The organism is Pseudarthrobacter sp. RHLT3-21 (assembly GCF_059383495.1).
This window is the reverse complement of the sequence record NZ_JBWZCI010000008.1, coordinates 24,235-49,133: the sequence shown is the minus strand read 5'-3', so window position 1 is coordinate 49,133 and position 24,899 is coordinate 24,235. Positions and strand designations below refer to the sequence as shown.

Below are 24,899 nucleotides of genomic sequence, written 5' to 3'. Positions count from 1 at the left end.
CTGGTTCACCCGCCGGCTACGGGACTGGACCGACAACAAACTCCCGGACCTGCCAAGCCCGGCCAACGGTCCCGGAGCGGGGATCCCGTTCGGTAAATCCGCCGTGTTCGCCTACGCCTTCCGCCATTCCTACTGCCAACGGCTGGCCGACGCGGGTGTCGCCCAGGAAACCCTCCGCCGCCTCATGGACCACCGATCCGCGGACACCACAGCCAGGTACTACACAGTGACCAACGCCCGAAAACGCAAAGCCATTGAATCCGTCAAAAGACTCTCCTTCGACACCCACGGCACCCACGCACCCGTCGCTGAAGAGCTCTACTCGATGGCCGCCGTGGCCGTCCCGTTCGGAAACTGCACCGAACCGACCAACATCAAAGCAGCAGGCAAGGCATGCCCCGCACGATTCCAATGTGGGGGCTGCACGTTCTTCAGATCCGATCCCTCCCACCTTCCCGACCTGAAGGCACATCTGGAACGGATGAAAGAAGACCTCGCCTGGCAGATCGCCCAAAACCTGCGGCCGTCACTAATCACCGATACACGGAATGAAGTCGAAGCGTTCACGGCCCTCATCCACGCACAGGAATCGCGGCTCGCTGACCTTCCCGCCACCGAAAGGGACTCCCTGCAGGAAGCCTCCGTCGTGCTGCGCCGGCTCCGCGCGGATATCCCAACCGCCATCGAAAAACCCTTCATCCCTGTCGGAAGCCTCAAAATCAGGGCCGGCAACGGCAAGGACTTCGAGTGAACGAGCATCCACCGAACACCGCTGCCATGGTCCGGCAACGGAAGAAGGACAGCAAGAACAAGCGAGGTGCAGTCCTAGCCACCATTGAGGCCATGGAAAGCACCCGCAGCCCGATCACGGTCGCGGAGGTAGCCCGCCGCGCTGGCGTCAGCCCCTGGCTTGTCCGGCAGGAACCGCTCCTGAACGACGTCAGGAACGCCCAGAAGCGGCTGTCCACGGGAGTGCCCCGCGAGGCCAAGGACTCAAACACTGGATCGTTCCAGGTTGAGCGTGAGCTCCTGCGCCACGAAAACAAGCGGCTCCGCGACGAGACACGTCGATACCGACAGCACATCTCGGAACTGCTAGGGGATCAGATCGACGGCACCGACGCCCACGCCCAAAGCGTCCGCGTTCAGGAACTGACAGACCAAAACGCCGCCCTCTCCCGGCAGACCAGCGAAGCAACCCAACAAGTCCATCAGTTGCAGCAGCAGCTTGCAGCTGTGTCATCAGACTTGGAGGCTGCACATACCGTCAACCGTTCCCTGATGGCCCAGCTCAACCGGCCAAGATCAACATAACGATCCCAAGCCGTTCGCCGACGCCCTCAAAGCTGAGACGGGTCAGGGTCGAGCCCATGTCGAAGAGAACTTTTCATCAAGTCGGCATCGAATGCCCATGGATTCTTCGTCCATCAGATGAGACCATCGACACCGCAGTGCTGCTCAAACGCCTCGCGCTCCGCCAGCTCAATCACTCCATGTCCTCCAGAAGGATGAATCTCTCGACCGCAGCAGCCGCAATGAGCGCCCGTCAGCAGTTCAGGTTCCGATTCCGGTGCCGGCTTCCTGGCATCGGCGCGGCCCGTGCCGGGCGCCGCGCCGGGTACACCCGCCTGAACGGCCGGGGACTCAAGAGTCCAGCATCCCCTTCAGGACCTCGGCCTCATCCCAGGCACCAGCAGCTGCAAAGTCCCTGGATTCGCCCGCATAGCTGAGGGTAAGGTGCAGAATCAGTCCCGCTCTGTTCCACTGCATTGGGGCCCAGTCTTTGACGTAGCGGGGCTTCAACACAAGCGGACTTTCGTGAACAGGTCGACAGCGGACGACGGACGGGCGGGGTTGTGGGTGCCAGGAAGAATCCAAACGGTGTTCGCCGCATCAAGAGGGGCCCTGCGGTTTACTGCGGTTTTCGGCTTGGTGTGTTTATGGCTGTTGTCAGCTGTCGTACCGGGTCGGGGACGGCTCGCTGGTGGCGCCAGCCAGGTAGTCGAGGCAGGCGTTGTAGTCGGCTATGACTTCTTCGAAGTTCCGCAGCCGAGGCCGGGCACCAGTGGTCTCGGCGATGTCCGTTTGGGTCAGTTGCGGTTGGCAGCTGCGTTTGCCGGTGCTCAGGGTTGCGATGCCCCAGTCGGTGGTGGCCGGGGTGGTGGTGATGCCGACTCCTTCGAAGGGGTCGGTGAGAATGTTCCGGGCAACGGATGCCCAGGCGATGAGGTGGAATTTCCGGGCGGTGTCGAGTTGGTGTTCGTCGCCGCTGGCCCAGGCCTGATGGACCTTTTCGGAGAGTTTGTTCCATTCATCGGCGGGGCGGACCAGCAGGTGAGTGGCATGGACCTTGTCTTGGAGTTCTTTGAGCAGTGGCATGTGTTGATTCCCTTGTCTTTGCCTGGGTGTGAGGTCTTGGTGTTGCGTCAGGCCCGGGGCGCGGTGCCTGTGGCGGGGTGCAGACGACTTGGCCGGCGTGGGAGAATCCTTCACCGAATCCGAACAGCAGTACCGGGCTGCCGGGTGGGAGTTGGCCGCTGCGGATGAGTTTGGCCAGTGCGATGCGGATGCTGGCATCGGAGGTGTTTCCGGAGGTGACGACCTCGCGCGCCGTGATGGCCCGCAACCTCGCCAGGCGGATGAATACGAAGGCTCAGCGGGCATGCCTGAACTGGGAATTCCTTCCGCAACCAGCCAAGTGCAGGGGACGGCCGGATGTGACCCGGCCCTCCTCTCTTACTCCTGTGCGTCCTCCTGGGTGTCGGTGGGCCGCCGCCGGCCGGTGAGCCCGGTGGGGACAATCTCCACGTAGGACCCTTTCGCGGTCGGCGTCCAGGGGCGCTGGGCCTTCTGCTGAGCGGCGTCGATTTCCGACCAGTTCTGCAGTTCGCGGGCCGTCCCTTGAACGACAACGATCCAGGCGGACGCTTCCGACCGACCGTTGGCTTCAAAGGCCACCGAAGGGTTGATGGTCAGTTCCACAAGCATTTCGCCCTGCGGCGTTCGCACAAGTATTTTTCCGTCCTGGGCGTGGAATTCCACGGGAAAGATATCAGGCTTGTTATGCACACTCACGGCCAGCCGGCCCTCTCGTACCGGTCAGCAGGTCCCAGCATTCATCCGGGGCCAGGTTCGCCGCGGGATACTGCGCATCAGAGAGCATGATCGTCCTTCCACGGCCCCGGACATGCCGTTGGCCTTGTCAACTGCCTCATCCGACGTTCTTGCGCCGATGATATACCGCCCAGCATAGCGCCGGGTTTGGACCCCTTGGCCCTCCACGACCCGACCCGGACTCGGCCCCGGAGGACACGGAAGCCGGTCGGACCAAGCTCGAGACGCGTACCGCCCGTTCGGCGTTCCCCCGAGCGGGCGAGTCGATCTCCGGGAACGGTCGCTCGGGGGACTAGCCCAGGCGTGCCTTGAGGTTATCGTCCAGTGCTGCGAGGAACTCCTCGGTGGTGAGCCATTCCTGGTCCGGTCCCACCAGGAGGGCCAGGTCCTTGGTCATCTGACCGGCTTCGACCGTCTTGATGACGACGTCTTCGAGAGTGACGGCAAAGTCAATGACGGCAGGGGTGTTGTCCAGTTTGCCGCGGTGCATGATGCCCCTGGTCCACGCGAAGATCGAGGCTATCGGGTTGGTGGACGTGGGCTTGCCCTGCTGGTGCTGGCGGTAGTGGCGTGTCACGGTGCCGTGTGCGGCTTCGGCCTCGACGGTCTTGCCGTCCGGTGTCATCAGCACGGAGGTCATGAGTCCGAGCGAGCCGTAGCCCTGGGCAATGGTGTCGGACTGGACGTCGCCGTCGTAGTTCTTGCAGGCCCAGACGTAGCCGCCTTCCCACTTCATCGCCGATGCCACCATGTCATCGATCAGCCGGTGCTCGTAGCTGAGGCCTGCTGCTTGAAACAGATCTTTGAACTCGGCTTCGAATACTTCCTGGAAGAGATCCTTGAACTGTCCGTCGTAGGCCTTCAGGATGGTGTTCTTGGTGGAGAGGTATACGGGGTAGTTCCGCTGCAGTCCATAGGCGAAGGAGGCGCGGGCGAAGTCCCGGATGGAGTCGTTGAAGTTATACATGCCCATCGCCACCCCTCCCCCGTCGGGGTAGGTGACCACCGTCTGCCTGATCTCTTCGCCTCCGCCGGAGGGGGTGAAGGTCATGGTCAGCGTGCCAGGACCCGGGACCTTGAAGTTGGTCGCCATGTACTGGTCGCCGAAGGCATGACGGCCGATGATGATCGGCTTGTTCCAACCCGGAACCAGGCGCGGGATGTTGGAAATGATGATGGGCTCACGGAAAACGACGCCGCCCAGGATGTTCCGGACGGTTCCGTTCGGGGACGGCCACATCTTCTTCAGGCCGAATTCCTCGACCCGGGCCTCGTCAGGGGTTATCGTGGCGCATTTGACGCCGACGTTGTATTCCTTGATGGCGTTCGCAGCGTCGATCGTGACCTGGTCATCGGTCGCGTCACGGTTCTGGATGGACAAATCGAAGTATTTCAGGTCCACATCCAGATACGGGACGATCAGGCGGTCCTTGATGAACTGCCAGATGATGCGGGTCATCTCGTCGCCGTCAAGCTCCACAATGGAGCCAACAACCTTGATCTTTTCGTTCATACCGTCTCCTTGATTCATGGGCACAATGACCCACACCGATGGTGGTCTCTGACATCTGAAGCCCCGGCGGTGGGCCTGACGTCGCGGGCCGGCGCGACAGGCTGGGATGACGCCGGATCACCCGGTTCTTTCCGGGTGCGCGCTGCCGGTCCGGCGCGCTGGCAGCCGAACCCGGAAGCGGCGCCCGGCGCACGGACGGTTCCGGGCACCACCCCTGGCACCTATCGGGAGCTGACGCGCGGCGTCCCCCGGCGGGCAGCAAAGCGGTTCTTGAGATGTTGCAGCTCGGCCGGCAGCTCGGCAGGCAGCGAGTCACCGAACCTGGCGTACCACTGATCGATGCTGTCGATTTCCTGGGCCCATTCCTTTGAATCGACCGCCAATGCGGCACTGAGGTGTCCGGGGGTGACGTCAAGGCCTTCGATGTCGAGGGACTCCGGTGCGGGGACGAAGCCGATGGGGGTTTCGATGGCAGCCGCTGTCCCTTCGAGCCGTTCGATGGCCCATTTCAGGACGCGGGAGTTGTCTCCGAATCCGGGCCAGAGGAAACTTCCGTCGCTGCCGCGGCGGAACCAGTTGACCAGAAACATCCGGGGCAGTTTTGCGGGATTGGCCATCCGGCCGATCTCCAGCCAGTGATTGAGGTAGTCCCCAGCGTTATAGCCGATGAAGGGCAGCATGGCCATCGGATCGCGGCGGACGACCCCGACCTGACCGGCGGCTGCCGCTGTCGTCTCGGAAGACAGCGTCGACCCCATGAAGACACCGCCCGCCCAATCCCTGGACTCGGTGACCAGCGGGATGGTCGTCTTCCGGCGGCCACCGAAGAAAATGGCCGAGAGCGGAACGCCCTCGGGCTGATAGTATTCCTCGGCCAGGATGCCGACCTGGCTGATGGGCGTGCAGAACCGTGAGTTGGGGTGCGCTGCGGGCCGGCCGGAGGCCGCGGTCCAGTCCTGTCCGATCCAGTCGGTCAGGTGCTCCGGGATGTCCCGGGTCATGCCTTCCCACCACACGCCGCCGTCATCGGTGAGGGCGACGTTGGTGAAGATGGTGTTGCCCTTGGCGATGGCGTCCATCGCGTTGGGGTTGGTGTGCCAGCCGGTGCCCGGTGCCACGCCGAAGAGACCCGACTCCGGGTTCGTGGCCCGCAGTTCCCCGTCCTTGCCCGGACGTATCCAGGCGATGTCATCCCCGAGGGTTTCCACCGTCCAGCCCTCCACGGTGGGGTTCAGCAGGGCGAGGTTGGTTTTACCGCAGGCCGAGGGGAACGCGGCGGAGATGTAGTAGACCTTCTGTTCCGGGCTGGTGAGTTTGAGGATGAGCATGTGTTCCGCGAGCCAGCCCTCCTGCCGGGACATCGCGGAGGCGATACGCAGTGAGTAACACTTCTTGCCCAACAGCGCGTTGCCCCCGTAGCCGGAGCCGTAGGACCAGATGGACTTCTCCTCGGGGAAGTGAACGATCCATTTCTCCTCGTTACAGGGCCAGCTGACATCCTGCTGGCCCGGTTCCAGCGGTGCGCCGACCGAGTGCAGCGCCGGGACGAAATCCGCGTCCAGCTCGACCATTCTGGCCAGCACGTCCGCACCGGTGTGCGCCATGATCCGCATCGACGCCACGACGTAGGCGCTGTCAGTGATCTCAACCCCGAACTTGGGGTCCTCCGCGTCGAGGTGGCCCATCACGAACGGAATCACGTACATGGTGCGCCCGCGCATGGCGCCAGCGAAGAGCCCCTGCAATTTTTCCTTCATCTGCGCCGGTTCCATCCAGTTATTGGTGAAACCTGCGTCCCGTTCGTCTTCGGAGCAGATGAAGGTCCGCTCTTCGACCCGGGCGACGTCCTTGGGGTCGGAGAAGGCGGCAAAGGAGTTGGGGAACTTGTCCTCAGCCAGGCGCGTCAGCGTACCGGCGGCGACGAGCCCGTCGGTGAGCGCACGATATTCGGCCTCTGATCCGTCGACCCAGTGGATCCGGTCCGGTCCGGTCAGGGCGGCTACATCGCCGACCCAGCCCAGAAGACGGGTGGAGGCAACGGGGGCGGTGTCCAGGAGGCTGGAGTATGTGGTGTTGTGCACGGTTCTCTTCCTTCCCCCGCACTCACGGCGGGCGGGGCGGTCCTAGAAAGCTCATGGGAATGGTTCGTGAAGCCGCGGCCAAGCGGCCCGGGTCAGGCAGTGCCCGCCGGCATAGCGGTAAAGAAAACTGGCCGCAGGTTTACTGTTTGATGGATACATCATCTAATATAACAGCTAGTTGCGGACCTGCGCTGCCCTGCCCCCTGAGATCGTGAGGCTCCGGCGCCCCCCGTGAGGCGGCCCTTCGGCCGGCAACGGCAGGGATTGGGCGGGGCGCCGGCAGGTGCTACGGTCCCGGCGTCAGGCTTTCGGCGTAGGGCAGGACGGTCCTCAGGTCCGGGGCCCCGATTTCCAGGCGCGCCCGGGCGAGGGCGATGACGTCCAGGTCGGTGTTTTCGGCAAGGTGGACGACGGGGTGGCCGTTGGGCAGCAGGAGCCACCGGGCCGCGGGGAGGTTCCGGACCAGGACGGTTCCGATGAAGAGTCCGGCTTCTACCCTCAGGCGCCACGGCGCCAGCGCGTTCCTCTCCGGCCCGGCGAGGAGTCCTTCGAGTACTTCGATCCCCTGCCCGGCGTCAGCGAGCGTTGCGCCGCGGGCCGCTGCCCATTGACGGAGGCTGCTGCATTGCCCCAGATGGGCATCGAGTTGTTTTTCGACGGCAGCGACGTCACCGGCCAGTTCCCGGGTGAAGAAGATTGCGTAGTCCCGGGCGGTGCCGGTACCTGGGCTGTGCCGGGAAAAATCCGCGGGCTGTCCGCTCATAGCCTGAGGCCTCCGGTCGCCATCCGGGTGAGGGGAATCCCTGTTTGGAGTTCATGTCCGTTGAGGGAGCTGTACGCGGTGATACGGCGATCTTCCCCCAGCCCGGTCAGGGATGCCCGCGGGAAGAGCGCCGTGACGGACGCGCCCGCGCAGGACGCGCCGCCTCGAGGGTGCACCGTGCGGGTGACGGTCCCGAAATCGTAGGTGGACTGGCCCGTGACGCGGCCGTCCCGGAGGCTGACTGTGAGGTGCCTGATCGTGGTCCGGTCCGCGTCGCCGGCACGGAGCCCTACCAGGTAGCTTCCCCCGGCTGGGGGCCTGTTCAGTTCAAATTCCACGCGCACGTCCGGTCCGGAGGTGTCCACCGAGACCCCGGTGATGATCGGAGCCGGAGGCGTGGGGGCAGGAACGGGCGCTGGCCGCTCGACCCCCGACGTCGTCAGCGGGTCCCTCATGCCGCCCCCGCCCCGGCCGCTGCGCGGACCGGAGGGGCTGTGTCCGGGCAGCGGTTCGGAAGGCTTGCGGCGCGCCGCGCCCAGCCCGTCCTATGGAGGCCGGCTCCCCGGCGAGGGGGCTCTGACGCGCGGCGGGCCGTGGGGGCCGGCTGGGGCTTTACTGCCATGGGCATGGTGAGGGACCTCTTTCCGGCCGGCCAACGTCCGTGACGGTGCCCACCGATAGGGGCTGTGTCCGGGCCCGCGCAGCGGGCCCGGCAGGAGCAACTGCTTTACCCCCTGTTATATTGGATGATAGAAGGATAAAATAGTCAAGCAAGGTTTTGCTGTGAAGCCGGGAGGCAGGCATGGACGAGTTTTCGGATTTCCGGGCGCCCTTATATGAGGTAAAGGCCAACCTGTTCAAAGGTCTGGCGCATCCGGTGCGGATCAGAGTGCTGGAGCTGTTGTCCGAGGCACCGGAAGTGTCGGTGACTGACATGCTCGCCGCGACCGGGCTGGAGGCCTCGCATCTGTCCCAGCACCTGTCCGTGCTGCGCCGTTACCACCTGGTGACGGCCGAACGCAGGGCCCTGCAGATGTTCTATTCCCTGGCTTACCCCCAGGTCGCGGACCTCCTCGCGGTGGCCAGGCTGCTGCTGAACGACATGCTGCGCAACACCCGTGACCAGCTCGAATATTCAGCGGCAAGCTCTCCCGCGGCTGCCCCGGCGAGCAGCGCCCGATGAGTGCTCTGGACACGGCCCGTGCGCTGTTGCCGTCCTGGCGGGACTATGGTGAATTGCCCCGCAGCTGGAAAGGGGACCTGATCGCGGGCATCACGGTCGGTATCGTCGCGCTGCCGCTGGCACTGGCCTTCGGTGTCAGCTCCGGCGCCGGTGCGGCCAGCGGACTGATCACCGCCGTCATCGCGGGGGTGGTCGCGGCTGTTTTCGGCGGCTCGAACATCCAGGTTTCCGGGCCGACCGGCGCCATGGTCGTCGTCCTGGGCCCGGTCATCGCCACCCAGGGCATCGGTGCGCTGGCCGCGGTCTCGGTCCTGGCCGGCGTGATCGTCATCGTTGCCGGGGTACTCAAACTCGGCCGGGTCGTTACCCTCCTGCCCTGGCCGGTGATCGAAGGATTCACCTTGGGAATTGCCATGATCATCTTCCTCCAGCAGGTTCCCGCTGCCTTCGGCGTCAAAGCCGGACCGAGCAGCAACGCCGCCGTCTCCGCCGTCCAGGGACTCACCACAGCGACCCCCGCCGCTCTCCTGGCCCCCGTGGCCCTGGTGGCCCTGGTCGCGGTGATCATGATCGCCGCGCCCCGGATCCACCCGCAGATCCCCGGGTCGCTCATTGCCATCATCGTCGCCAGCATCGCCGCCCAGGTCCTGGACCTTCCGGTGGCCCGGATAGGTGCCCTGCCGGACACCCTGCCCGCCCCGGTGATCCCCGCCCTGGACTGGGGCGCAGTGGCTGCGCTGGCCGCCCCGGCGGCCACGATCGCGGCGCTGGCCGCGATCGAGTCGCTGCTCTCAGCACGGGTCGCCGCCTCGATCTCTGACACCGGCCCCTATGACGCGGACCGCGAACTCCTCGGCCAGGGACTGGCTTCGGTCTGCTCCGGGTTCTTCGGCGGCATGCCTGCCACCGGTGCCATCGCGCGCACCGCGGTAAACATCCGCTCCGGCGGCCGGACCAGGCTTGCCGCGATCATCCACGCCTTGGTCCTGCTGGCCGTGGTCTACCTTGCCACCGGCCCGGTCTCCCGGATCCCGCTCGCGGCCCTCGCCGGTGTCCTGATGGTCACCGCTACGCGCATGGTGTCCCTCGCCACGCTGCGCAGCGTGATCGGCTCCACCAGGGCCGACACGGTCGTTTTCTTCGTCACAGCGCTGATCACCGTGTCCTTCGACCTGATCCAGGCCGTTGCGATCGGCATCGCCGTCGCGTCCTTCTTCGCCCTGCGCACCCTGGTCAACTCCAGCGGCGTGCACCGCGAAGAGATCCCCGGCCCTATTCAGGAAGGCGACGAACACATCGCCGTGTTCCGGCTCGACGGGGCCCTGTTCTTCGCCGCGGCCGAACGCGTCCTGGACCGGGTCAGCGCGATCCGCAACGTCGATGTCGTCATTATCCGTATGTCCCAGCTCCAGGTCCTGGACGCGACCGGGGCAAGGGTCATCACCGACATCGTCAACGCCCTGGAACGCCGCGGGATTACCGTGCTGATCAAAGGCATCCAGGAACGCCACCTGGCCCTGGTCACCCGGGTAGGTGTGCTGGAGTCCCTGCGCCACCACAATCACCTGTTCGAAGATCTGCCCCCGGCCGTGGAACACGCCCGCAGCCACGTCGCCCGCGCCAGGGCCGCCCGTGCCGCCGAACATCCCCCACAGGACAAGGCACCCGATGCCGGGCAGGACCCCGTCCGTGGCCGGGCTGCGGGAGCTACTCCCGGAAACACCACGGTCCGATGAATGTTCAGGAGCATCCTTTGCCACCGACAGCCTCCGCGGAATCCAGGCCGCAACGGGATCACGTGCCGCACTACCTCCTGGGTTTCGGACTCGCGGCCCTTCTGCTGTTCGACCTCCCGGCACTTTTCGCGGGCCCCACGAACCCGGCCTGGCTGGCCGCGGTGGTACTGACCGGCCCGACCGTCGGCATCCCCGCCGGGATCGCCGCGTTCCGACGCCGCAATGCCTCATCCGGCGGTCCTGCGGGAGCTGGCGCGCCGTACCCGGGCAGGGCCCGGCGGTGAGCGTGGACGGCATGCCGCTTCCGGCGTGGAAGCACTCCAGACCCGGCGGGACCGGCTACCCCGCAGACGCGCAAGCCTGGGACCGCTGGTACGCCGACGCCGATTACGGCTGGTCCCCGGCCAGCTCGACGGTCCGCTCAGCACTGAACGGGCTTACGCCCGGGCGGGCGCTGGACCTCGGGTCCGGGGACGGCCGGCACGCGGTCTGGCTGGCCGGGCGCGGCTGGCACGTCCAGGCCCTGGACTTTTCCGCAGAAGCCCGGGCCATCGGGCGGGAGCGCGCCTTCGCCGAGCGTGTGACCGGGCTGATTACCTGGACATTCGGCGATCTCACAGCGCCCATCCCTGACCCGGCGAGCCTGGACCTGGTCCTGGCCGCCTTCCTGGACCTGCCCGGACCGGACCTCGAACGCGTCATCGCCCGCGCCGCCCCGGCTCTCGCCCCCGGGGGAATCTTCCTGTTCATCGGCCATGATCCGGAAGACCCGCGCGAAGGCACCACAGGCCCGCGGGACCGGTCAACGCTGCACGACAGTACCGAAGTCGCCACGTGGGCCAGGGCGGCCGGCCTGGAAGTCCAATCAGCCGAAACCCTCTCACGGCCCGTCCCCGGGTACCGGCGCCCCGCGCTGGACTGCGTCGTCCTGGCCCGCAAACCTGCCCAGGCTCCGGACGTACCGTCCTTCAACACCCCCTTGTCCACCAGGCACACCAATCGTGAGGTCCCTTCATGACCACGAACACCACCTTCCCCGCAACCCCCGCCGTGGTCCCCCGGTCCAAGGGACGCATCGTGGTCAGCTGGATCACCACCACCGACCACAAAACCATCGGGTACATGTACCTGATCGCATCCTTCACGTTCTTCTGCCTCGGCGGGGTCATGGCGCTGCTCATCCGGGCCGAACTCTTCGAGCCAGGCATGCAGATCCTGCAAACCAAAGAACAGTACAACCAGCTGTTCACCATGCACGGAACCATCATGCTGCTGATGTTCGCCACGCCCCTGTTCGCCGGGTTCGCGAACGTCATGATGCCCCTGCAGATCGGCGCCCCGGACGTCGCCTTCCCGAGACTGAACGCCCTGGCGTTCTGGTTCTTCCTCTTCGGCTCCCTCATCGCTGTCTCCGGGTTCATCACCCCTCAGGGCGCCGCGTCGTTCGGCTGGTTCGCCTACGCCCCCCTGTCCAACACCACATTCACCCCGGGAGTCGGCGGTGACCTGTGGGTCTTCGGCCTCGCCCTGTCCGGTTTCGGCACCATCCTGGGCGCGGTGAACTTCATCACCACCATCATCTGCATGCGCGCCCCGGGCCTGACCATGTGGCGGATGCCGATCTTCACGTGGAACACCCTGGTCACCGCCATCCTGATCCTGATGGCCTTCCCCCCGCTTGCAGCCGCGCTGTTCGCCCTCGGCGCGGACCGGAAATTCGGCGCCCACATCTTCGACCCCGAAAACGGCGGCCCGGTCCTGTGGCAGCACCTGTTCTGGTTCTTCGGCCACCCCGAGGTATACATCATCGCCCTGCCGTTCTTCGGCATCGTCTCGGAGATCTTCCCCGTCTTCAGCCGCAAACCCATCTTCGGCTACAAGGGCATCGTCTACGCAACCATCTCCATCGCCGCACTATCCGTGACCGTGTGGGCGCACCACATGTACGTCACCGGCTCCGTGCTGCTGCCGTTCTTCGCGTTCATGACGATGCTCATCGCCGTGCCTACCGGCGTGAAATTCTTCAACTGGATCGGCACCATGTGGGGCGGGTCCCTGACCTTCGAAACCCCCATGCTCTGGAGCCTGGGTTTCATCGTCACGTTCCTCTTCGGCGGCCTGACCGGGATCATCCTCTCCTCCCCGCCGCTGAACTTCCACGTCTCCGACACCTACTTCGTGGTCGCCCACTTCCACTACACCGTCTTCGGCACCGTGGTGTTCGCGATGTTCGCAGGCTTCTACTTCTGGTGGCCGAAATGGACCGGCAAGATGCTCAACGAACGCCTGGGCAAGATCCACTTCTGGCTCCTGTTCGTGGGCTTCCACGGCACCTTCCTCATCCAGCACTGGCTCGGCGTCGAAGGCATGCCCCGCCGCTACGCCGACTACCTGCCCGAGGACAACTTCGCCTGGATGAACCAGTTCTCCACCATCTCTTCCTTCCTCCTCGGCGCCTCCCTGATACCGTTCTTCTGGAACATCTTCATCACAGCCCGCAACGCGCCCAAGGTCGAAGTGGATGATCCCTGGGGTTTCGGTGCCTCGCTGGAATGGGCCACTTCGTGCCCGCCGCCGCGCCACAACTTCACCTCCCTGCCCCGGATCCGCTCCGAACGCCCCGCACTGGACCTCCACCACCCCGAACTGGCCACCCGGACCCATGACACCACCCACAGCCCGGCAGCCGCTGCCCTCGGAGCCGCCGAGATCGGAGAACGCGATGTCCGCTCCCCGGATTCCAATGACTGACCTCGCCGCGCTCCTTACCGTCCTCCCCTCACCGAAAGCAGGACCATCATGGACCGGTACCTGACCAGCATCTGGTCCGCGTCCGCCGAACTGGAAATGATCCAGGTGCAGACCGACCAGGCCCATGAGGCCCTCGTCCAGGCCCTGTGCACGGCCATGGCGGCACAAATCCCGCCGGAAGAGGTCGCCGCGGCCGCCAACATGGACTTGCCTGAACTCTTCGACACGCTCCGCAGGCCCAGGATCGCCCCATCCCAGGGAAACCGCGATGCGGTACACGACCCGTAAGCCCCGTCCCGTCGCGGGGACCGGCAGCGACGCCCGCCCCGGTCCCCGCGATCGGGGCGCCGCCCGTGCGCGCCGCCCGGGCCCCCCGGCCCTGAACCAACAGGCCTGGCGCCAGGCGTCGGAATGGCCGTTGCTCGCCGCCGCCGTCCTGTTCCTGGCCGCCTACTCGGTCCAGGTCATCGCCAACCTGCCCGAAGCCCGGTCAGGAACACTCGAGGCGGTGATCTGGATCACCTGGGCCGCGTTCGGCGTGGACTATGCCATGAACCTTCTGCTGGCCCCCCACCGGGGCAGATGGTTTCTCCGGAACCTCCACGAACTGCTCATCGTCGTCCTGCCCGTCTTGCGGCCCCTACGCCTGCTCCGTCTGATCACGCTCCTGCAGCTGATGCACCGTGCCGCCGGGAGCGCCCTGCGGGGCCGCATCATCGCCTATGTCCTGTCCGCGGCGGCCCTGCTCACCTACGCCGGCGCCCTGGCCGCCCTGGACGTGGAACAAAACACCACCGGAGCGAACATCACCACTTTCGGCGACGCCCTCTGGTGGGCCGTGGCCACCATCACCACTGTCGGCTACGGCGACTTCTACCCGGTCACGGAGCTTGGCCGGTTCGTCGCCGCCGGACTCATGATCGGCGGCATCGCGGTCCTGGGGATCGTCACCGCCGCCGTGGCATCCTGGCTCGTCCAGCATGTTGCCGCTGAAACCGCGGCCGAACTCGGCGCCGCCGAGGCACCCATCCACGACGAACTCACCCGGCTCACCGCCCGCATCGAAGAACTCACAGCCCGCATCGACCAGTTCAATGCCCCCTCCCCGGGGCATGCTGGCACCGACCACCTTCCCACTCACCCGCGCTGACGGACCCGTCATGCCATACCGCACCCAGACCAGGAGCCACCCATGAACCCGTCCCCCCCTCGCAGCATGCCGGACCCGCCTGTCCGCGGATCCCGTGTCGTCGACGTCGGATCCTACCAACCGGCCAGGATCCTCACGAACAGTGAGCTGAGCCTGCTGGTTGACACCAGCGACGAATGGATCCGCAGCAGAGTCGGCATCGAATCGCGCCGCATCGCCGACACCGAATCCGTAGCCGACATGGCCATCCGGGCCGGACAGGACGCCCTTCAGAACGCCGGGATGGACGCCGGGGACCTGGACCTGATCATCGTTGCCACGGTCACGGCCAAGGACCGCTCCCCCAGCACCGCAGGCCGGGTCTCGGCCAGCATCGGCGCCGCGTCGCCAGCCGTTTTCGACGTCAACGCCGCCTGTTCCGGTTTCACCCATGCGATGGCCATCGCCGATCAGGCGATCAGGGCAGGGTCCGCGACCACAGCCCTGGTCATCGGAGCGGAAAAACTCAGCGACTTCACCGACTGGGCCGACCGGAGCACCTGCGTCCTGGTCGGAGACGGTGCCGGCGCCGCAATCCTGACTGCCACCGACGAACCCGGGGTCGGGCCGGTCCACTGGGGCTCAGTACCGGCCCTCGCACAGGCAGTCAGAATAGAAAAACCCTCCCTGCACCTGGAGCAGGAGGGCCTCACCGTCTACCGCTGGGCCATCACACAGGCAGCGCAACTGGCACGCCGGACCTGCGAACTGGCGGGAATCCGCCCCGAGGACCTCGCCGCATTCATTCCGCACCAGGCGAATCTTCGGATCATCGAACCCCTTGCCGACCAGCTCGGCATCCCCCGGGCAATCACCGCCCGCGACGTGATCCACTCCGGGAACACCTCATCAGCCAGCATCCCGATCGCGCTGGCCAAACTCGTCCGCAACGGGGAAGTACCCCCGGACAGCCCCGCCCTGCTCTTCGGATTCGGCGGCGGTTTCGCCTTCGCCGGCCAGGTCATCCGCACCCCCCGGAACACCCCAGCTATTCTCCCGGCAGGCGCCCCGCCCCTCTCCTGACGGGCCGCGCGCGGTGCCGGGGCAGGACCATCGACACCTACGGGGCAAACGAAAGTACGAAACTTAAATACGCACTGCGACGATTCAGGACGAGGAGGAACAGAATCAGGAACGAAGCCAGCCCTTCAACGACACCCGGACCGGGCGTCGTGATTGTGGCCTGCCTGCATTCGGTCCGAGAGGGGCTCCGGATACTTCTGGACAGTGAAGGGTTCAGGCCGGCGCACACGGCCGGTTCCGCAGCTACTGCCGGGACCGTGGACAGGCAGCCCCGGCCTGCCACGTCGTCCCCCGTCAACCTGGCCCCTGCGGAGCGTCTCCCGCCCCGCTCGCACACGGACGGGACGATGAGTGCATCAGCCAGACACTGGCCATTCCCCCCGGGAACGGTCCCGGCCCTCGTGCGCACGGCACTGACGAAACTGGGCATCGATCCGCAACCGCACCCACGGAACCACAGCCAAACCTTGCCGCATCGGGTCGCACAATGATGCTGGTTCGATTCAGCGCACGCACTGTCACCGAAGAGAAGCAGGAGCACCGAAATGAAAAATAAGCTCGTATTCGTATCAGGTATGGCGGTCGGCTATGTCCTTGGGAGCCGGGCAGGCAGGGGCATCTACGTGAAACTCAAAGTAAAAGTCCGCGGTTTCCGGGAGGGCCCGACCCACCGGGAAAAAGTCTCCGACACCGACGGGACCCCCAGGAACAAAACACCTGAAGTTCAGGAACAGGCAAGCCAGGCGGGGACGAAAGCGAAGGAAGAAATTACCGGCACACCCCGGCACGACACCACACCGCCCAAGGACGGGGCGACATCCGGCACCCCAAAGCACGACCACTCAAAGGCCTACGCGCCGCCCGAAAGCGACTTCTACGGCATAGGCGGACCGGCGTCGCATGAGTCGCTGGACGGGGACACCGCACGGCAGGCGCACCGCGATGAAACCGGCGGCCAGAACCGTACGGACTAGGATTCACGTGCGGCGGAACTACGGACAAATCAGAACCAAGACAGCTTTGAGCGTCGGCCCGGCCGGCCGGGGTTGCAAGGTGAGGTGCCAACCGCTGGTCCCGGCGCCATGAGGGGGTTACGTTTGGGATAAGCGGAATACCTCCGGAGGCCGGTTCCTTACCCGGCAGGTCTGCGGGCAGCCCTATCGAGTAAGGACGCTCACCATGGCCTACAACGTCGCCCAGAAGCTCATCGCATCCCATCTCGTTACGGGGGAGATGATTCCGGGGTCTGAGATTGGTCTGCATATTGACCAGACCCTCACCCAGGACGCGACCGGAACCCTTGTCATGCTTGAGCTGGAGGCGCTGGGACTCGACCGCGCACGCACCGAAGTGTCCGTGCAGTACGTCGACCACAACCTTTTGCAGGCCGACAGCAAGAACGCGGAGGACCATGATTTTCTCCGCTCCGCCTGCCGGCGGTTCGGTCTGTGGTTCTCGAAGGCCGGCAACGGGGTATCTCACCCAACCCACATGCAGCGGTTCGGCATTCCGGGTAAGACCATGGTCGGCTCCGACAGCCACACCCCGGCCGCGGGTTCGCTCGGGATGCTGGCCATCGGCGTCGGGGGCACCGAGGTGGCCCTGGCAATAGCGGGTGAACCGCTCTACTTCAAGATGCCGGAGATCTGGGGCGTGCGGCTCACCGGCAAGTTGCCGCCGTGGATCAGCGCCAAGGATGTCATTCTCGAAATGCTGCGTCGGCACGGCGTCCATGGTGGCCTGAACCGGATCATCGAGTACCACGGCCCCGGCCTCACAACACTGACCGCGATGGACCGGCACGTGATCGCCAACATGGGCGCCGAACTCGGTGCGACGACCACGGTTTTCCCGGCTGACGATCAGGTCCGGGCCTTCCTGCGCGCCGAGCAGCGCGAGGCCGACTTCACCGAACTTATCGCCGACCCTGGTGCCGGCTACGACGTGACCGAGGAGCTCGACCTCTCCGCGATCGAGCCGCTCATCGCGCTCCCCAGCTCACCGGGCAATGTTGTTCCGGTACGGGAGGTCGCCGGCCGCCCGGTGGAGCAGGTCGTGATCGGGTCATCGGCGAATCCTGGGCTGCGCGATTTTGCGATTGTCGCCGCAATCACAAAGGGGCGGCAGTCCCACCCCGGCTTGTCCTTCGACGTCAATCCCAGCTCGCGTCAGATCCTGCAGGACCTGACGAAAATGGGCGCCACCTTCGATTTGATCAGCGCGGGAGCGCGGCTGCATCAGTCCGGTTGCATGGGCTGCATCGGCATGGGTCAGGCTCCCGCGAACGGAACGAACAGCCTGCGCACCATGCCGCGCAACTTCCCCGGCCGATCGGGAACCCGGGAAGACTCGGTCTACCTCTGCTCGCCCGAGACGGCCGCGGCGGCAGCACTCACCGGAACCATCACCGACCCGCGGGACCTGCCCGAGCTCTTCGATATGGAGTACCCCGAGCTCGAACTCCCCGCGGTGTCGAGCGTGAACCTGACGATGCTCGAGAAGCCGTTGCCGCCGGACGAGGCCTCCGAAGTGACACTGATCAAGGGCGAAAACATCTCCTCGCTCCCGGTCTTCGGCCCGCTCGCCGACCGCATCGAGGCGCCGGTCGCCCTGGTCATGGGGGACGATGTCTCGACCGATGAGATCCTGCCGGCCGGCGCGCGCGTCTTGCCCTACCGCAGCAACATCCCCAAGCTCGCCGAATTCACCTTCGACCAGATCGACGAAACCTACCCTGCCCGCGCCGCCCAAACCCGCGACACGTCCGGCCACATTGTCATCGCCGGCGCCAACTACGGCCAGGGATCCTCACGGGAGCACGCCGCAATCACCCCGCGATTCCTGGGGCTGCGCGCGGTAATCGCCGTCTCATTCGCGCGCATTCACTGGCAGAACCTGGCCAACTTCGGCGTCCTCGCACTCGAGTTCACGAATGCGGCCGACCACGATCGTATCCGGCAAGGCGATGTGCTCCTGCTGACAGGCACGCGCCAGGCGCTCGTGGCCGGCACGGAGATCCTCGTGCGCAACGAGACCAGCGATGCGGTCTACCCTGTGCGGCACAGTCTCTCCACCCGTCAGGTCGACATGCTCCATGCGGGCGGTCTCATCCCCTGGCTGCGCGAGCGGAGAGCGCGGGACGCCGCGATTCTAGGGAAGTAAGATAGGCCCGCGCCTTTACATTTGTGCTTCAAGCTTCCATCCGGCGCGCCGGACACTCGATACGCCCAACGATCATTCACGCTCATGGCTCTCATCCGATTAGGAGTGTCAGCGATGTCCAGCTAACACCGATAGTGGTTCCGGCCGCACTCCCGACGCTGCCGGGCACTCCGATGGCTGGACAGCGGGAAACTGTCCACGAGCGCAAACGCCTCCGGCAGCAGCGGCGGGATGACGCAACAACCATCGGGAATGCACAGGGCCAGCTCGCGGCCGTCAGGGAGGTCATTGTGGAAGCGCTCTACCTGTCCCCGTCAAGATGTCGGTGGCTGGTGAAATCTGCCCTCCAGCCCACCGGCCCCAGGAGCCCCGGCGTTCTTCCCCTCAGATCGGATGCGGGTTCACTCCTTGTCGGTTCCGGCCTTACGCATGGGATCCACCGTTCCGTCCGTACCGTAGTCACCCTCGGAGTACTGGCCCAAGTCTAGCCAGGGCCGCTACGCCGGAACAGGACGCGCGCGAATTCAGGCTCCTGACTTGTTCAATGGCTAATGGGATGCCGCAGGATCTGCAGTCTTGCAGTGTCCAGGGTGTCGGCCGGCACAGGTCCGCAAGCGCCCGGCCGTGGGCAACAGCCTGCCGCCCGGTCCACGACCACACCCTGCAGGACAGTGAGTTGCGACACCAGGCTTCAGCCCGCCTCAACGGTGGTCAGCCGTGGTTGCTGTTCAGGTCGCGGCGGGCAGTGCGTCCGGGATCCGCGGTTTCGTGTTTCCTGTGAAGGTGAACGTCGCGTCCTCGCCCTCGCCGTCAACATCGACGGTGATGGTCTCGCCGGGGTGGATTTCGCCGAAGAGGATCTGCTCGGAGAGCTGGTTCTCGATCTCGCGCTGGATGGTGCGGCGCAGCGGCCGGGCACCCATGGCCGGGTCGTAGCCGCGGGTTGCCAGGAGAACCTTGGCAGCTTTGGTCAGTTCGATGCCCATGTCCTTGTCTGCCAGGCGCTGCTCCAGGCGGCCGATCATCAGGTTCACGATCTGGATGATCTCCTCCTGGGTCAGCTGCGGGAACACGATGACGTCGTCAACACGGTTCAGGAACTCGGGGCGGAAGTGCTGCTTGAGCTCCTCCGTGACGCGGGCGCGCATCCGGTTGTAGCCGGTCTGCGTGTCCGTGCCGGACTGGAAGCCGGTGGCGACGCTCTTGGAGATGTCCCGGGTGCCCAGGTTGGTGGTCATGATGATCACGGTGTTCTTGAAGTCCACGACCCGGCCCTGGGAGTCGGTCAGGCGGCCGTCTTCCAGGATCTGCAGGAGGGAGTTGAAGAGGTCCGCATGGGCCTTCTCAACTTCGTCGAACAGGACGACCGAGAACGGACGACGCCGGACCTTCTCGGTCAGCTGCCCACCCTCGTCGTAGCCGACGTAGCCCGGAGGGGCGCCGAAGAGCCGCGACACCGTGTGCTGCTCAGAGTACTCGGACATGTCCAGGGTGATCAGGGCGTCTTCCTCGCCGAACAGGAACTCGGCCAGGGCCTTGGCGAGCTCGGTCTTGCCGACGCCGGTGGGGCCGGCGAAAATGAACGAACCGCCCGGACGCTTGGGGTCCTTCAGGCCTGCACGGGTGCGGCGGATAGCCCGCGAAACGAGCCTGATCGCCTCATCCTGGCCGACGACCCGCTGGTGCAACTCGTCTTCCATCTTCAGCAGACGCGAGGACTCTTCCTCGGTCAGCTTGACGACCGGGATGCCGGTGGAGTTCGCCAGCACCTCCGCGATCAGATCCTCGTCCACCTCGGAGACGTCGTCCATGCCGCCGGTCTTCCATCCGCGCTCCTTCTCCTTGCGCACGGTCACGAGTTTCTGCTCCTTGTCGCGCAGCGCTGCGGCCCCCTCGTAGTCCTCCGCATCCAACGCGGACTCCTTCTCCAGCTTCATGGCGGCGATGCGCTCGTCCATCGCCTTGAGCTCCGGCGGGGCCGTCATCCGGCGGATGCGCAGCCGGGCGCCGGCCTCATCGATCAGGTCGATTGCCTTGTCCGGCAGGAAGCGGTCCGAGATGTAACGCTCCGAAAGGTTCGCCGCGGCGACCAGTGCGCCGTCGGTGATGGTGACCCGGTGGTGTGCCTCGTAGCGGTCACGCAGGCCCTTGAGAATCTCGATGGTGTGGGCCACGGAGGGTTCCTTGACCTGGATCGGCTGGAAGCGGCGCTCCAGCGCGGCATCCTTCTCGATGTGCTTGCGGTAGTCATCCAGCGTGGTGGCACCGATGGTCTGCAGCTCGCCCCGGGCCAGCAACGGCTTAAGGATCGAAGCCGCATCGATCGCACCCTCGGCGGCACCCGCACCGACCAGGGTGTGGATCTCGTCAATGAACAAAAGAATGTCGCCGCGGGTGCGGATCTCCTTCAGGACCTTCTTCAGCCGCTCTTCGAAGTCACCGCGGTACCGGGACCCTGCCACCACGGAGCCCAGATCCAGCGTGTACAGCTGCTTGTCCTTGAGCGTCTCCGGCACATCGCCGCGGACAATCGCCTGGGCCAGGCCCTCGACGACGGCGGTCTTGCCGACGCCGGGCTCACCGATCAGGACCGGGTTGTTCTTGGTACGGCGCGAGAGGATCTGCATCACGCGTTCCATTTCGGATTCGCGGCCAATCACCGGGTCCAGCTTGTTCTCGCGCGCAGCCTGCGTCAGGTTGCGGCCGAACTGATCCAGAACCACGGAACCCGCAGGAGTGACTTCGGCCTGGCCCGGGCCTGAGTCTGCGCCCGTGGTTTCCTTGCCCTGGTAGCCGGCGAGGAGCTGGATGACCTGCTGGCGGACCCTGTCCGGGTCCGCGCCGAGCTTGACCAGCACCTGGGCGGCCACACCCTCACCCTCGCGGATGAGTCCGAGCAGGATGTGCTCCGTGCCGATGTAGTTGTGGCCCAACTGCAGGGCCTCGCGCAGCGAGAGCTCCAGCACCTTCTTCGCGCGCGGCGTGAAGGGAATGTGGCCGGACGGGGCCTGCTGGCCCTGGCCGATAATCTCCTGCACCTGCTCACGGACACCGTCGAGCGAAATACCCAAGGACTCCAGAGCCTTGGCGGCAACACCCACACCCTCATGGACCAGACCCAAGAGGATGTGTTCGGTACCAATGTAACCATGGTTCAACATGCGTGCCTCCTCCTGGGCAAGCACCACCACGCGACGGGCACGGTCCGTAAATCGCTCAAACATTTCGCCACACTCCTAGCTGCCGCCTACCCTGATGCTACGTCGCCTCAGGCCCGCTTGGAGGCGTTCGCCGGAGGCAGGAGATTAGAGAGCCAGATTCATCTGACGTCCCCGGGTCAGTGGCAGGTTGCCGCACCGCTATCCGGCGTGCCACGGCGAGTGGCCTCCGCCGCCATGACACCTCCTTGGATGCCCGATTCAATTCCCGCCACCGCGTACGGAACGCACGGTGGATGTAGGTGGCGGCACGCATATGAGTCCCTGGCGGCCGGGGTGCCCCGGGTACCGGGGTGCCCCGGGTACTGCGGTTGTTGCTGCATTGACGGCGGGCTCGCCCGGCGCCGGGCGATCAAGCCGGATTGAAGACCCGGATTGAAGACCCGTATTGATGACCCGGTGGTGTCTGTCAGCGGCGCAGTGGTTGGGAGGGCTCCGGCCCAGGCGATGACCTGGTCGAAGACCGCGCCCAGGCCCTGTACCGCCCGGGGCGACGGTGTGAAGGTGGTGTAGTTTTCAAACTCCGTAGCCAGAGGCAAGGCGACCTGCGCGCGGACATCGGCCATCTGCAGCTCCGCGGCGATGAGCCGCAGATGTTCCACCGCCCGGGTCCCCCCGGTGCCGCCGTGACTGACGAAGCCCGCCGCTTTGTTGTTCCACTCCCGGTAGAGGAAATCCAGGGCGTTTTTCAGTGCCGCGGGCACGGAGTGTTTGTATTCCGCGGTGACGAAGACGTACCCGTCGAAGGATACGATGGTTTCCGCCCGGGCCTTCGTGTGTTCCTCACGGTAGTGCCCCAGTGACGGCTGGAGCGGTTCATCGAGCAGCGGGAGACCAAAGTCGGCCACATCGACGAGTTCGAACTGCGCATCGGTGCGTTTGCCGCCTGTTCGTAGACCCAGCCTGCGACGGCTTTCCCCCTGCGGCCCGGGCGGGTGCTTCCGAGCACGACCGCTATCCTGAGCATGAAGCCGCGCCTCCCGTCAACTACAGGACTCCTTACCCGTTTTAACACTCCGGGACGGGCCCGGCTTCCCGCGGACCGGGCCGTCCGGACCTGTCCCGGCCGCGAAACACCGGCGTCGGTCCCCCGAAATCTGCAGGACCGTCCATGGACGGTTCAACCTATTCCCCGGGCTCCGGTGGCACTGCCGGTCATGTCGTTGAACCGGCCGGGGAGACAGGACCCGTCATGGCACTAACCAGCCGTCTCCCCAATCCCGCGGGGTGGGTGCTTCCGCTGGCTTTTGCCGGCGGATCCGCAGGCACATTTCCCTGGGTTGATGGGACAATAGGACAACGGCCGTGTCCCGGCGCCGGACCGGCGCCGACAGACCCGGCCCAGGACACTAAGGAGGGATCCTGATGGACCCCACCAGCTATGTTGTTGCCGGAATCATCATCGTGCTGCTGTTCATCGTGGCGAAAATGTCCATCCGGATCGTGCGTCAGTATGAGCAGGGCGTGCTCTTCCGGCTCGGCCGGGTCACCGGCGTCAGGATGCCGGGGCTGCGGTTCATCATCCCGGTGATCGACCGTCTTCCGCTGGTCAGCCTGCGGATCGTGACCATGCCGATCCAGTCACAGGGCATCATCACCCAGGACAACGTGAGCGTCGATATTTCCGCCGTTGCGTACTACCGGGTGATCGACGCCGTGAAGTCCGTCGTGGCGATTGAAAACGTCGCGGCAGCCATCAACCAGATCGCCCAGACCACCCTGCGCAAAGTCGTCGGCCGGCACAGCCTGGACCAGACGCTTTCCGAAACCGAGCGGATCAACAGCGATATCCGGGAGATCCTGGATGCCCTCACCCTGGAGTGGGGCGTCGAGGTTACCCTCGTCGAGCTGAAAGACATCCAGCTGCCCGAGAGCATGAAGCGCGCCATGGCCCGCCAGGCCGAGGCCGAGCGGGAGAAGCGGGCCAAGATCATCGCCGCCGAAGGCGAAGCCATCGCCGCCGCCGCCCTCGGGGACGCCTCCGACATCATGATGGCCCACCCGCTGGCCCTGCAGCTGCGCAACCTGCAGTCCCTGGTCGAAATCGGTGTGGACAAGAACACCACCGTCGTTTTCCCTGCCCCCTTGATGAGCACCATCGGGGAACTCTCCGCGTTTCTGGCCCGGGAAAACCAGGCCGCGGCAAGCTCGCAAGGAAAACCACCGGTCCGGGCCGCATACCGCCCGCAGGGGCACAATACGCCCGTTCCGGCCGAAGCAGCCGCCGTGCGCCTCCCGTCGGGCCGCTGACCCGTCGACGTCCATCCCGTCAGAACCCTTGGCGGGGCGGCGGGACCGTGCGACGATCCGTTCATGAATGAAGGAAAGCGCTTCCGCCACGGGCCGATCATGACGGAACGGAAAGGACCGATCATGCCTCCCGGGTGCATACGATCGGCAGGTGGCCAGGGAGACGGCGGTGTTTCTGGCCGGCCATCAGCCGGTCATCGATTTTCCGCCCATGTTCGATCTGGCTGACCTCATCGCCAGTTATGAGGACTTTCCTGAACAGCTCAGGCGGCACTTGGCAGCGGACCACTGAAAACGGCTTTGCCGCTTTACGGCACGGATCTGGCGGGGTCAGCGGGGGGCGATTCACGGCGCCTTCTTCCGAGGTTGTTCCGTCAGGCGTACAGGCGGCTGTCGAAGATTGAACGCGGCCGTTGTGCGGGATCAGGATGGGCTATGACGACGCGAAGGCCGTCGGGGTCGCGGCCTTCGACAAACGTGACTTCACCGGCTGTGTGGGTGTCTGTGTAACTGCCCGCGTCCTTCAGTGCCTGTTCGAAATATTCCAGGCCTTGGGCGCTGTCTGTGGCCCACATCAAGAGGTGGTGTCCCAGCCCGCCCGGGTGGCGCTCAGCATGTTTGCCGCGTTCGATGATGTACAACTGGAAGCCCGCCGGCGTCAGGAGAAGGGCAGCCTCCCCCGAGCGCAGGGTTACTTCACATCCGAATAGGTCGCGGTAAAAGTTCACGGACCGGTCAAGTTCGGATACGAACAGAACGGATGACGCGACCTTGGCTGAATACCCCATTCAGTCATTGTTGACCTGCCGGCCGCATATGGCCAGCACAAACCGGGCAGGTCAGCCATGGCGAAGCCAATCCAGGCCGTGCGGTAGCGGACTCTAGCGGGCCATGTGTCGACGAGACCCGTGGCGGC

Annotated in this window: 25 protein-coding genes; 14 read left to right on the top strand and 11 right to left on the bottom strand. The window is 65.4% G+C overall.

The window, feature by feature from the left end:
- Positions 1–103 precede the first annotated feature (103 nt).
- Together AC50YA_RS10855 and AC50YA_RS10850 are read left to right on the top strand one after the other, a co-directional pair.
- Positions 104–751 (top strand): hypothetical protein, encoded by a 648-nt coding sequence (locus AC50YA_RS10855; RefSeq protein WP_494982297.1) that lies wholly within the window; start codon positions 104–106, stop codon positions 749–751.
- Positions 748–1,314, top strand: a complete 567-nt coding sequence (locus tag AC50YA_RS10850; protein ID WP_494982296.1) for a hypothetical protein — start codon at positions 748–750, stop codon at positions 1,312–1,314. Before AC50YA_RS10855 ends, AC50YA_RS10850 begins: the two co-directional genes overlap by 4 nt.
- A gap of 330 nt (positions 1,315–1,644) precedes the next feature.
- On the opposite strand, the gene AC50YA_RS10845 is transcribed toward AC50YA_RS10850, so the two are convergent.
- From AC50YA_RS10845 to AC50YA_RS10810, 8 genes are all read right to left on the bottom strand, one after another.
- Positions 1,645–1,770: a hypothetical protein gene (locus tag AC50YA_RS10845; protein WP_494982295.1), complete on the bottom strand. Its 126-nt coding sequence runs from the start codon at positions 1,768–1,770 to the stop codon at positions 1,645–1,647.
- Between the two features lie 180 nt (positions 1,771–1,950).
- The gene (locus tag AC50YA_RS10840; protein WP_494982294.1) at positions 1,951–2,379 is read right to left on the bottom strand and encodes a hypothetical protein; all 429 of its coding nucleotides are present in this window, start codon (positions 2,377–2,379) and stop codon (positions 1,951–1,953) included.
- Positions 2,312–2,626 carry a 3-oxoacyl-[acyl-carrier-protein] synthase III C-terminal domain-containing protein gene (locus AC50YA_RS10835; protein WP_494982293.1) on the bottom strand — a complete coding sequence of 105 codons (315 nt, stop codon included), beginning with the start codon at positions 2,624–2,626 and terminating at the stop codon, positions 2,312–2,314. Before AC50YA_RS10835 ends, AC50YA_RS10840 begins: the two co-directional genes overlap by 68 nt.
- A gap of 110 nt (positions 2,627–2,736) precedes the next feature.
- Positions 2,737–3,075 (bottom strand): pyridoxamine 5'-phosphate oxidase family protein, encoded by a 339-nt coding sequence (locus AC50YA_RS10830; protein ID WP_494982292.1) that lies wholly within the window; start codon positions 3,073–3,075, stop codon positions 2,737–2,739.
- A 331-nt stretch (positions 3,076–3,406) separates the two neighbouring features.
- Positions 3,407–4,627, bottom strand: coding sequence for an NADP-dependent isocitrate dehydrogenase (locus AC50YA_RS10825; protein WP_494982291.1), 1,221 nt, complete (start codon positions 4,625–4,627; stop codon positions 3,407–3,409).
- A 221-nt stretch (positions 4,628–4,848) separates the two neighbouring features.
- Positions 4,849–6,708, bottom strand: coding sequence for a phosphoenolpyruvate carboxykinase (GTP) (locus AC50YA_RS10820; protein WP_494982290.1), 1,860 nt, complete (start codon positions 6,706–6,708; stop codon positions 4,849–4,851).
- A gap of 286 nt (positions 6,709–6,994) precedes the next feature.
- The gene (locus AC50YA_RS10815; protein WP_494982289.1) at positions 6,995–7,471 is read right to left on the bottom strand and encodes a DUF6278 family protein; all 477 of its coding nucleotides are present in this window, start codon (positions 7,469–7,471) and stop codon (positions 6,995–6,997) included.
- Positions 7,468–7,926 carry a hypothetical protein gene (locus AC50YA_RS10810; protein ID WP_494982288.1) on the bottom strand — a complete coding sequence of 153 codons (459 nt, stop codon included), beginning with the start codon at positions 7,924–7,926 and terminating at the stop codon, positions 7,468–7,470. Before AC50YA_RS10810 ends, AC50YA_RS10815 begins: the two co-directional genes overlap by 4 nt.
- Before the next feature lie 347 nt (positions 7,927–8,273).
- On the opposite strand from AC50YA_RS10810, the gene AC50YA_RS10805 reads away from it, so the two are divergent.
- The 10 genes from AC50YA_RS10805 to AC50YA_RS10760 all read left to right on the top strand — a co-directional run bounded on the left by AC50YA_RS10805 (position 8,274) and on the right by AC50YA_RS10760 (position 18,515).
- Positions 8,274–8,654: an ArsR/SmtB family transcription factor gene (locus AC50YA_RS10805; RefSeq protein ID WP_494982287.1), complete on the top strand. Its 381-nt coding sequence runs from the start codon at positions 8,274–8,276 to the stop codon at positions 8,652–8,654.
- Positions 8,651–10,390 carry a SulP family inorganic anion transporter gene (locus AC50YA_RS10800; protein WP_494982286.1) on the top strand — a complete coding sequence of 580 codons (1,740 nt, stop codon included), beginning with the start codon at positions 8,651–8,653 and terminating at the stop codon, positions 10,388–10,390. Before AC50YA_RS10805 ends, AC50YA_RS10800 begins: the two co-directional genes overlap by 4 nt.
- 17 nt (positions 10,391–10,407) lie before the next feature.
- Positions 10,408–10,674, top strand: a complete 267-nt coding sequence (locus AC50YA_RS10795) for a hypothetical protein (protein ID WP_494982285.1) — start codon at positions 10,408–10,410, stop codon at positions 10,672–10,674.
- Positions 10,675–10,685: 11 nt separating this feature from the next.
- Positions 10,686–11,408: a class I SAM-dependent methyltransferase gene (locus AC50YA_RS10790; protein WP_494982284.1), complete on the top strand. Its 723-nt coding sequence runs from the start codon at positions 10,686–10,688 to the stop codon at positions 11,406–11,408.
- A complete protein-coding gene (ctaD, locus tag AC50YA_RS10785) occupies positions 11,405–13,141 on the top strand; it encodes an aa3-type cytochrome oxidase subunit I (RefSeq protein ID WP_494982283.1) in 1,737 nt (578 codons plus the stop codon). The genes AC50YA_RS10790 and ctaD overlap by 4 nt, the downstream gene beginning before the upstream one ends.
- Positions 13,142–13,189: 48 nt before the next feature.
- A complete protein-coding gene (locus AC50YA_RS10780; RefSeq protein ID WP_494982282.1) occupies positions 13,190–13,429 on the top strand; it encodes a hypothetical protein in 240 nt (79 codons plus the stop codon).
- The gene (locus AC50YA_RS10775) at positions 13,410–14,291 is read left to right on the top strand and encodes a potassium channel family protein (protein ID WP_494982281.1); all 882 of its coding nucleotides are present in this window, start codon (positions 13,410–13,412) and stop codon (positions 14,289–14,291) included. The genes AC50YA_RS10780 and AC50YA_RS10775 overlap by 20 nt, the downstream gene beginning before the upstream one ends.
- 42 nt (positions 14,292–14,333) lie before the next feature.
- Entirely contained in the window at positions 14,334–15,353 is a 1,020-nt protein-coding gene (locus tag AC50YA_RS10770) for a beta-ketoacyl-ACP synthase III (RefSeq protein WP_494982280.1), read from the top strand.
- Positions 15,354–15,898: 545 nt separating this feature from the next.
- Positions 15,899–16,327, top strand: a complete 429-nt coding sequence (locus tag AC50YA_RS10765; RefSeq protein WP_494982279.1) for a hypothetical protein — start codon at positions 15,899–15,901, stop codon at positions 16,325–16,327.
- 205 nt (positions 16,328–16,532) lie between these two features.
- Positions 16,533–18,515 carry an aconitate hydratase gene (locus AC50YA_RS10760; RefSeq protein WP_494982278.1) on the top strand — a complete coding sequence of 661 codons (1,983 nt, stop codon included), beginning with the start codon at positions 16,533–16,535 and terminating at the stop codon, positions 18,513–18,515.
- A gap of 728 nt (positions 18,516–19,243) precedes the next feature.
- Here AC50YA_RS10760 and AC50YA_RS10755 read toward each other — a convergent pair.
- Positions 19,244–21,739 carry an ATP-dependent Clp protease ATP-binding subunit gene (locus AC50YA_RS10755; RefSeq protein WP_494982277.1) on the bottom strand — a complete coding sequence of 832 codons (2,496 nt, stop codon included), beginning with the start codon at positions 21,737–21,739 and terminating at the stop codon, positions 19,244–19,246.
- Positions 21,740–21,852: 113 nt separating this feature from the next.
- Positions 21,853–22,581: an NADPH-dependent FMN reductase gene (locus AC50YA_RS10750; RefSeq protein WP_494982276.1), complete on the bottom strand. Its 729-nt coding sequence runs from the start codon at positions 22,579–22,581 to the stop codon at positions 21,853–21,855.
- A gap of 517 nt (positions 22,582–23,098) precedes the next feature.
- Between AC50YA_RS10750 and AC50YA_RS10745 the strand changes: the two genes are divergently transcribed.
- On the top strand, positions 23,099–23,983 hold the full coding sequence (locus tag AC50YA_RS10745; protein WP_494982275.1) for a slipin family protein: 885 nt from the start codon (positions 23,099–23,101) through the stop codon (positions 23,981–23,983).
- A 151-nt stretch (positions 23,984–24,134) separates the two neighbouring features.
- Positions 24,135–24,275, top strand: coding sequence for a hypothetical protein (locus tag AC50YA_RS10740; RefSeq protein WP_494982274.1), 141 nt, complete (start codon positions 24,135–24,137; stop codon positions 24,273–24,275).
- An 82-nt stretch (positions 24,276–24,357) separates the two neighbouring features.
- Here the strand turns inward: AC50YA_RS10740 and AC50YA_RS10735 are convergent, their stop codons facing one another.
- Positions 24,358–24,771, bottom strand: coding sequence for a VOC family protein (locus tag AC50YA_RS10735; protein WP_494982273.1), 414 nt, complete (start codon positions 24,769–24,771; stop codon positions 24,358–24,360).
- Positions 24,772–24,899: the final 128 nt, after the last annotated feature.

Bases quoted from the DNA above. Each gene is read 5' to 3' on its own strand.
- AC50YA_RS10755 (WP_494982277.1), bottom strand. From the start codon at position 21,739: ATGTTTGAGCGATTTACGGACCGTGCCCGTCGCGTGGTGGTGCTTGCC.
- AC50YA_RS10765 (WP_494982279.1), top strand. From the start codon at position 15,899: ATGAAAAATAAGCTCGTATTCGTATCAGGTATGGCGGTCGGCTATGTC.
- AC50YA_RS10790 (WP_494982284.1), top strand. From the start codon at position 10,686: ATGCCGCTTCCGGCGTGGAAGCACTCCAGACCCGGCGGGACCGGCTAC.
- AC50YA_RS10825 (WP_494982291.1), bottom strand. From the start codon at position 4,627: ATGAACGAAAAGATCAAGGTTGTTGGCTCCATTGTGGAGCTTGACGGC.
- AC50YA_RS10800 (WP_494982286.1), top strand. From the start codon at position 8,651: ATGAGTGCTCTGGACACGGCCCGTGCGCTGTTGCCGTCCTGGCGGGAC.
- AC50YA_RS10780 (WP_494982282.1), top strand. From the start codon at position 13,190: ATGGACCGGTACCTGACCAGCATCTGGTCCGCGTCCGCCGAACTGGAA.
- AC50YA_RS10815 (WP_494982289.1), bottom strand. From the start codon at position 7,471: ATGAGCGGACAGCCCGCGGATTTTTCCCGGCACAGCCCAGGTACCGGC.
- AC50YA_RS10770 (WP_494982280.1), top strand. From the start codon at position 14,334: ATGAACCCGTCCCCCCCTCGCAGCATGCCGGACCCGCCTGTCCGCGGA.
- AC50YA_RS10760 (WP_494982278.1), top strand. From the start codon at position 16,533: ATGGCCTACAACGTCGCCCAGAAGCTCATCGCATCCCATCTCGTTACG.
- AC50YA_RS10840 (WP_494982294.1), bottom strand. From the start codon at position 2,379: ATGCCACTGCTCAAAGAACTCCAAGACAAGGTCCATGCCACTCACCTG.
- AC50YA_RS10810 (WP_494982288.1), bottom strand. From the start codon at position 7,926: ATGAGGGACCCGCTGACGACGTCGGGGGTCGAGCGGCCAGCGCCCGTT.
- AC50YA_RS10735 (WP_494982273.1), bottom strand. From the start codon at position 24,771: ATGGGGTATTCAGCCAAGGTCGCGTCATCCGTTCTGTTCGTATCCGAA.
- AC50YA_RS10845 (WP_494982295.1), bottom strand. From the start codon at position 1,770: ATGCAGTGGAACAGAGCGGGACTGATTCTGCACCTTACCCTCAGCTAT.
- AC50YA_RS10775 (WP_494982281.1), top strand. From the start codon at position 13,410: ATGCGGTACACGACCCGTAAGCCCCGTCCCGTCGCGGGGACCGGCAGC.
- AC50YA_RS10805 (WP_494982287.1), top strand. From the start codon at position 8,274: ATGGACGAGTTTTCGGATTTCCGGGCGCCCTTATATGAGGTAAAGGCC.
- ctaD (WP_494982283.1), top strand. From the start codon at position 11,405: ATGACCACGAACACCACCTTCCCCGCAACCCCCGCCGTGGTCCCCCGG.
- AC50YA_RS10745 (WP_494982275.1), top strand. From the start codon at position 23,099: ATGGACCCCACCAGCTATGTTGTTGCCGGAATCATCATCGTGCTGCTG.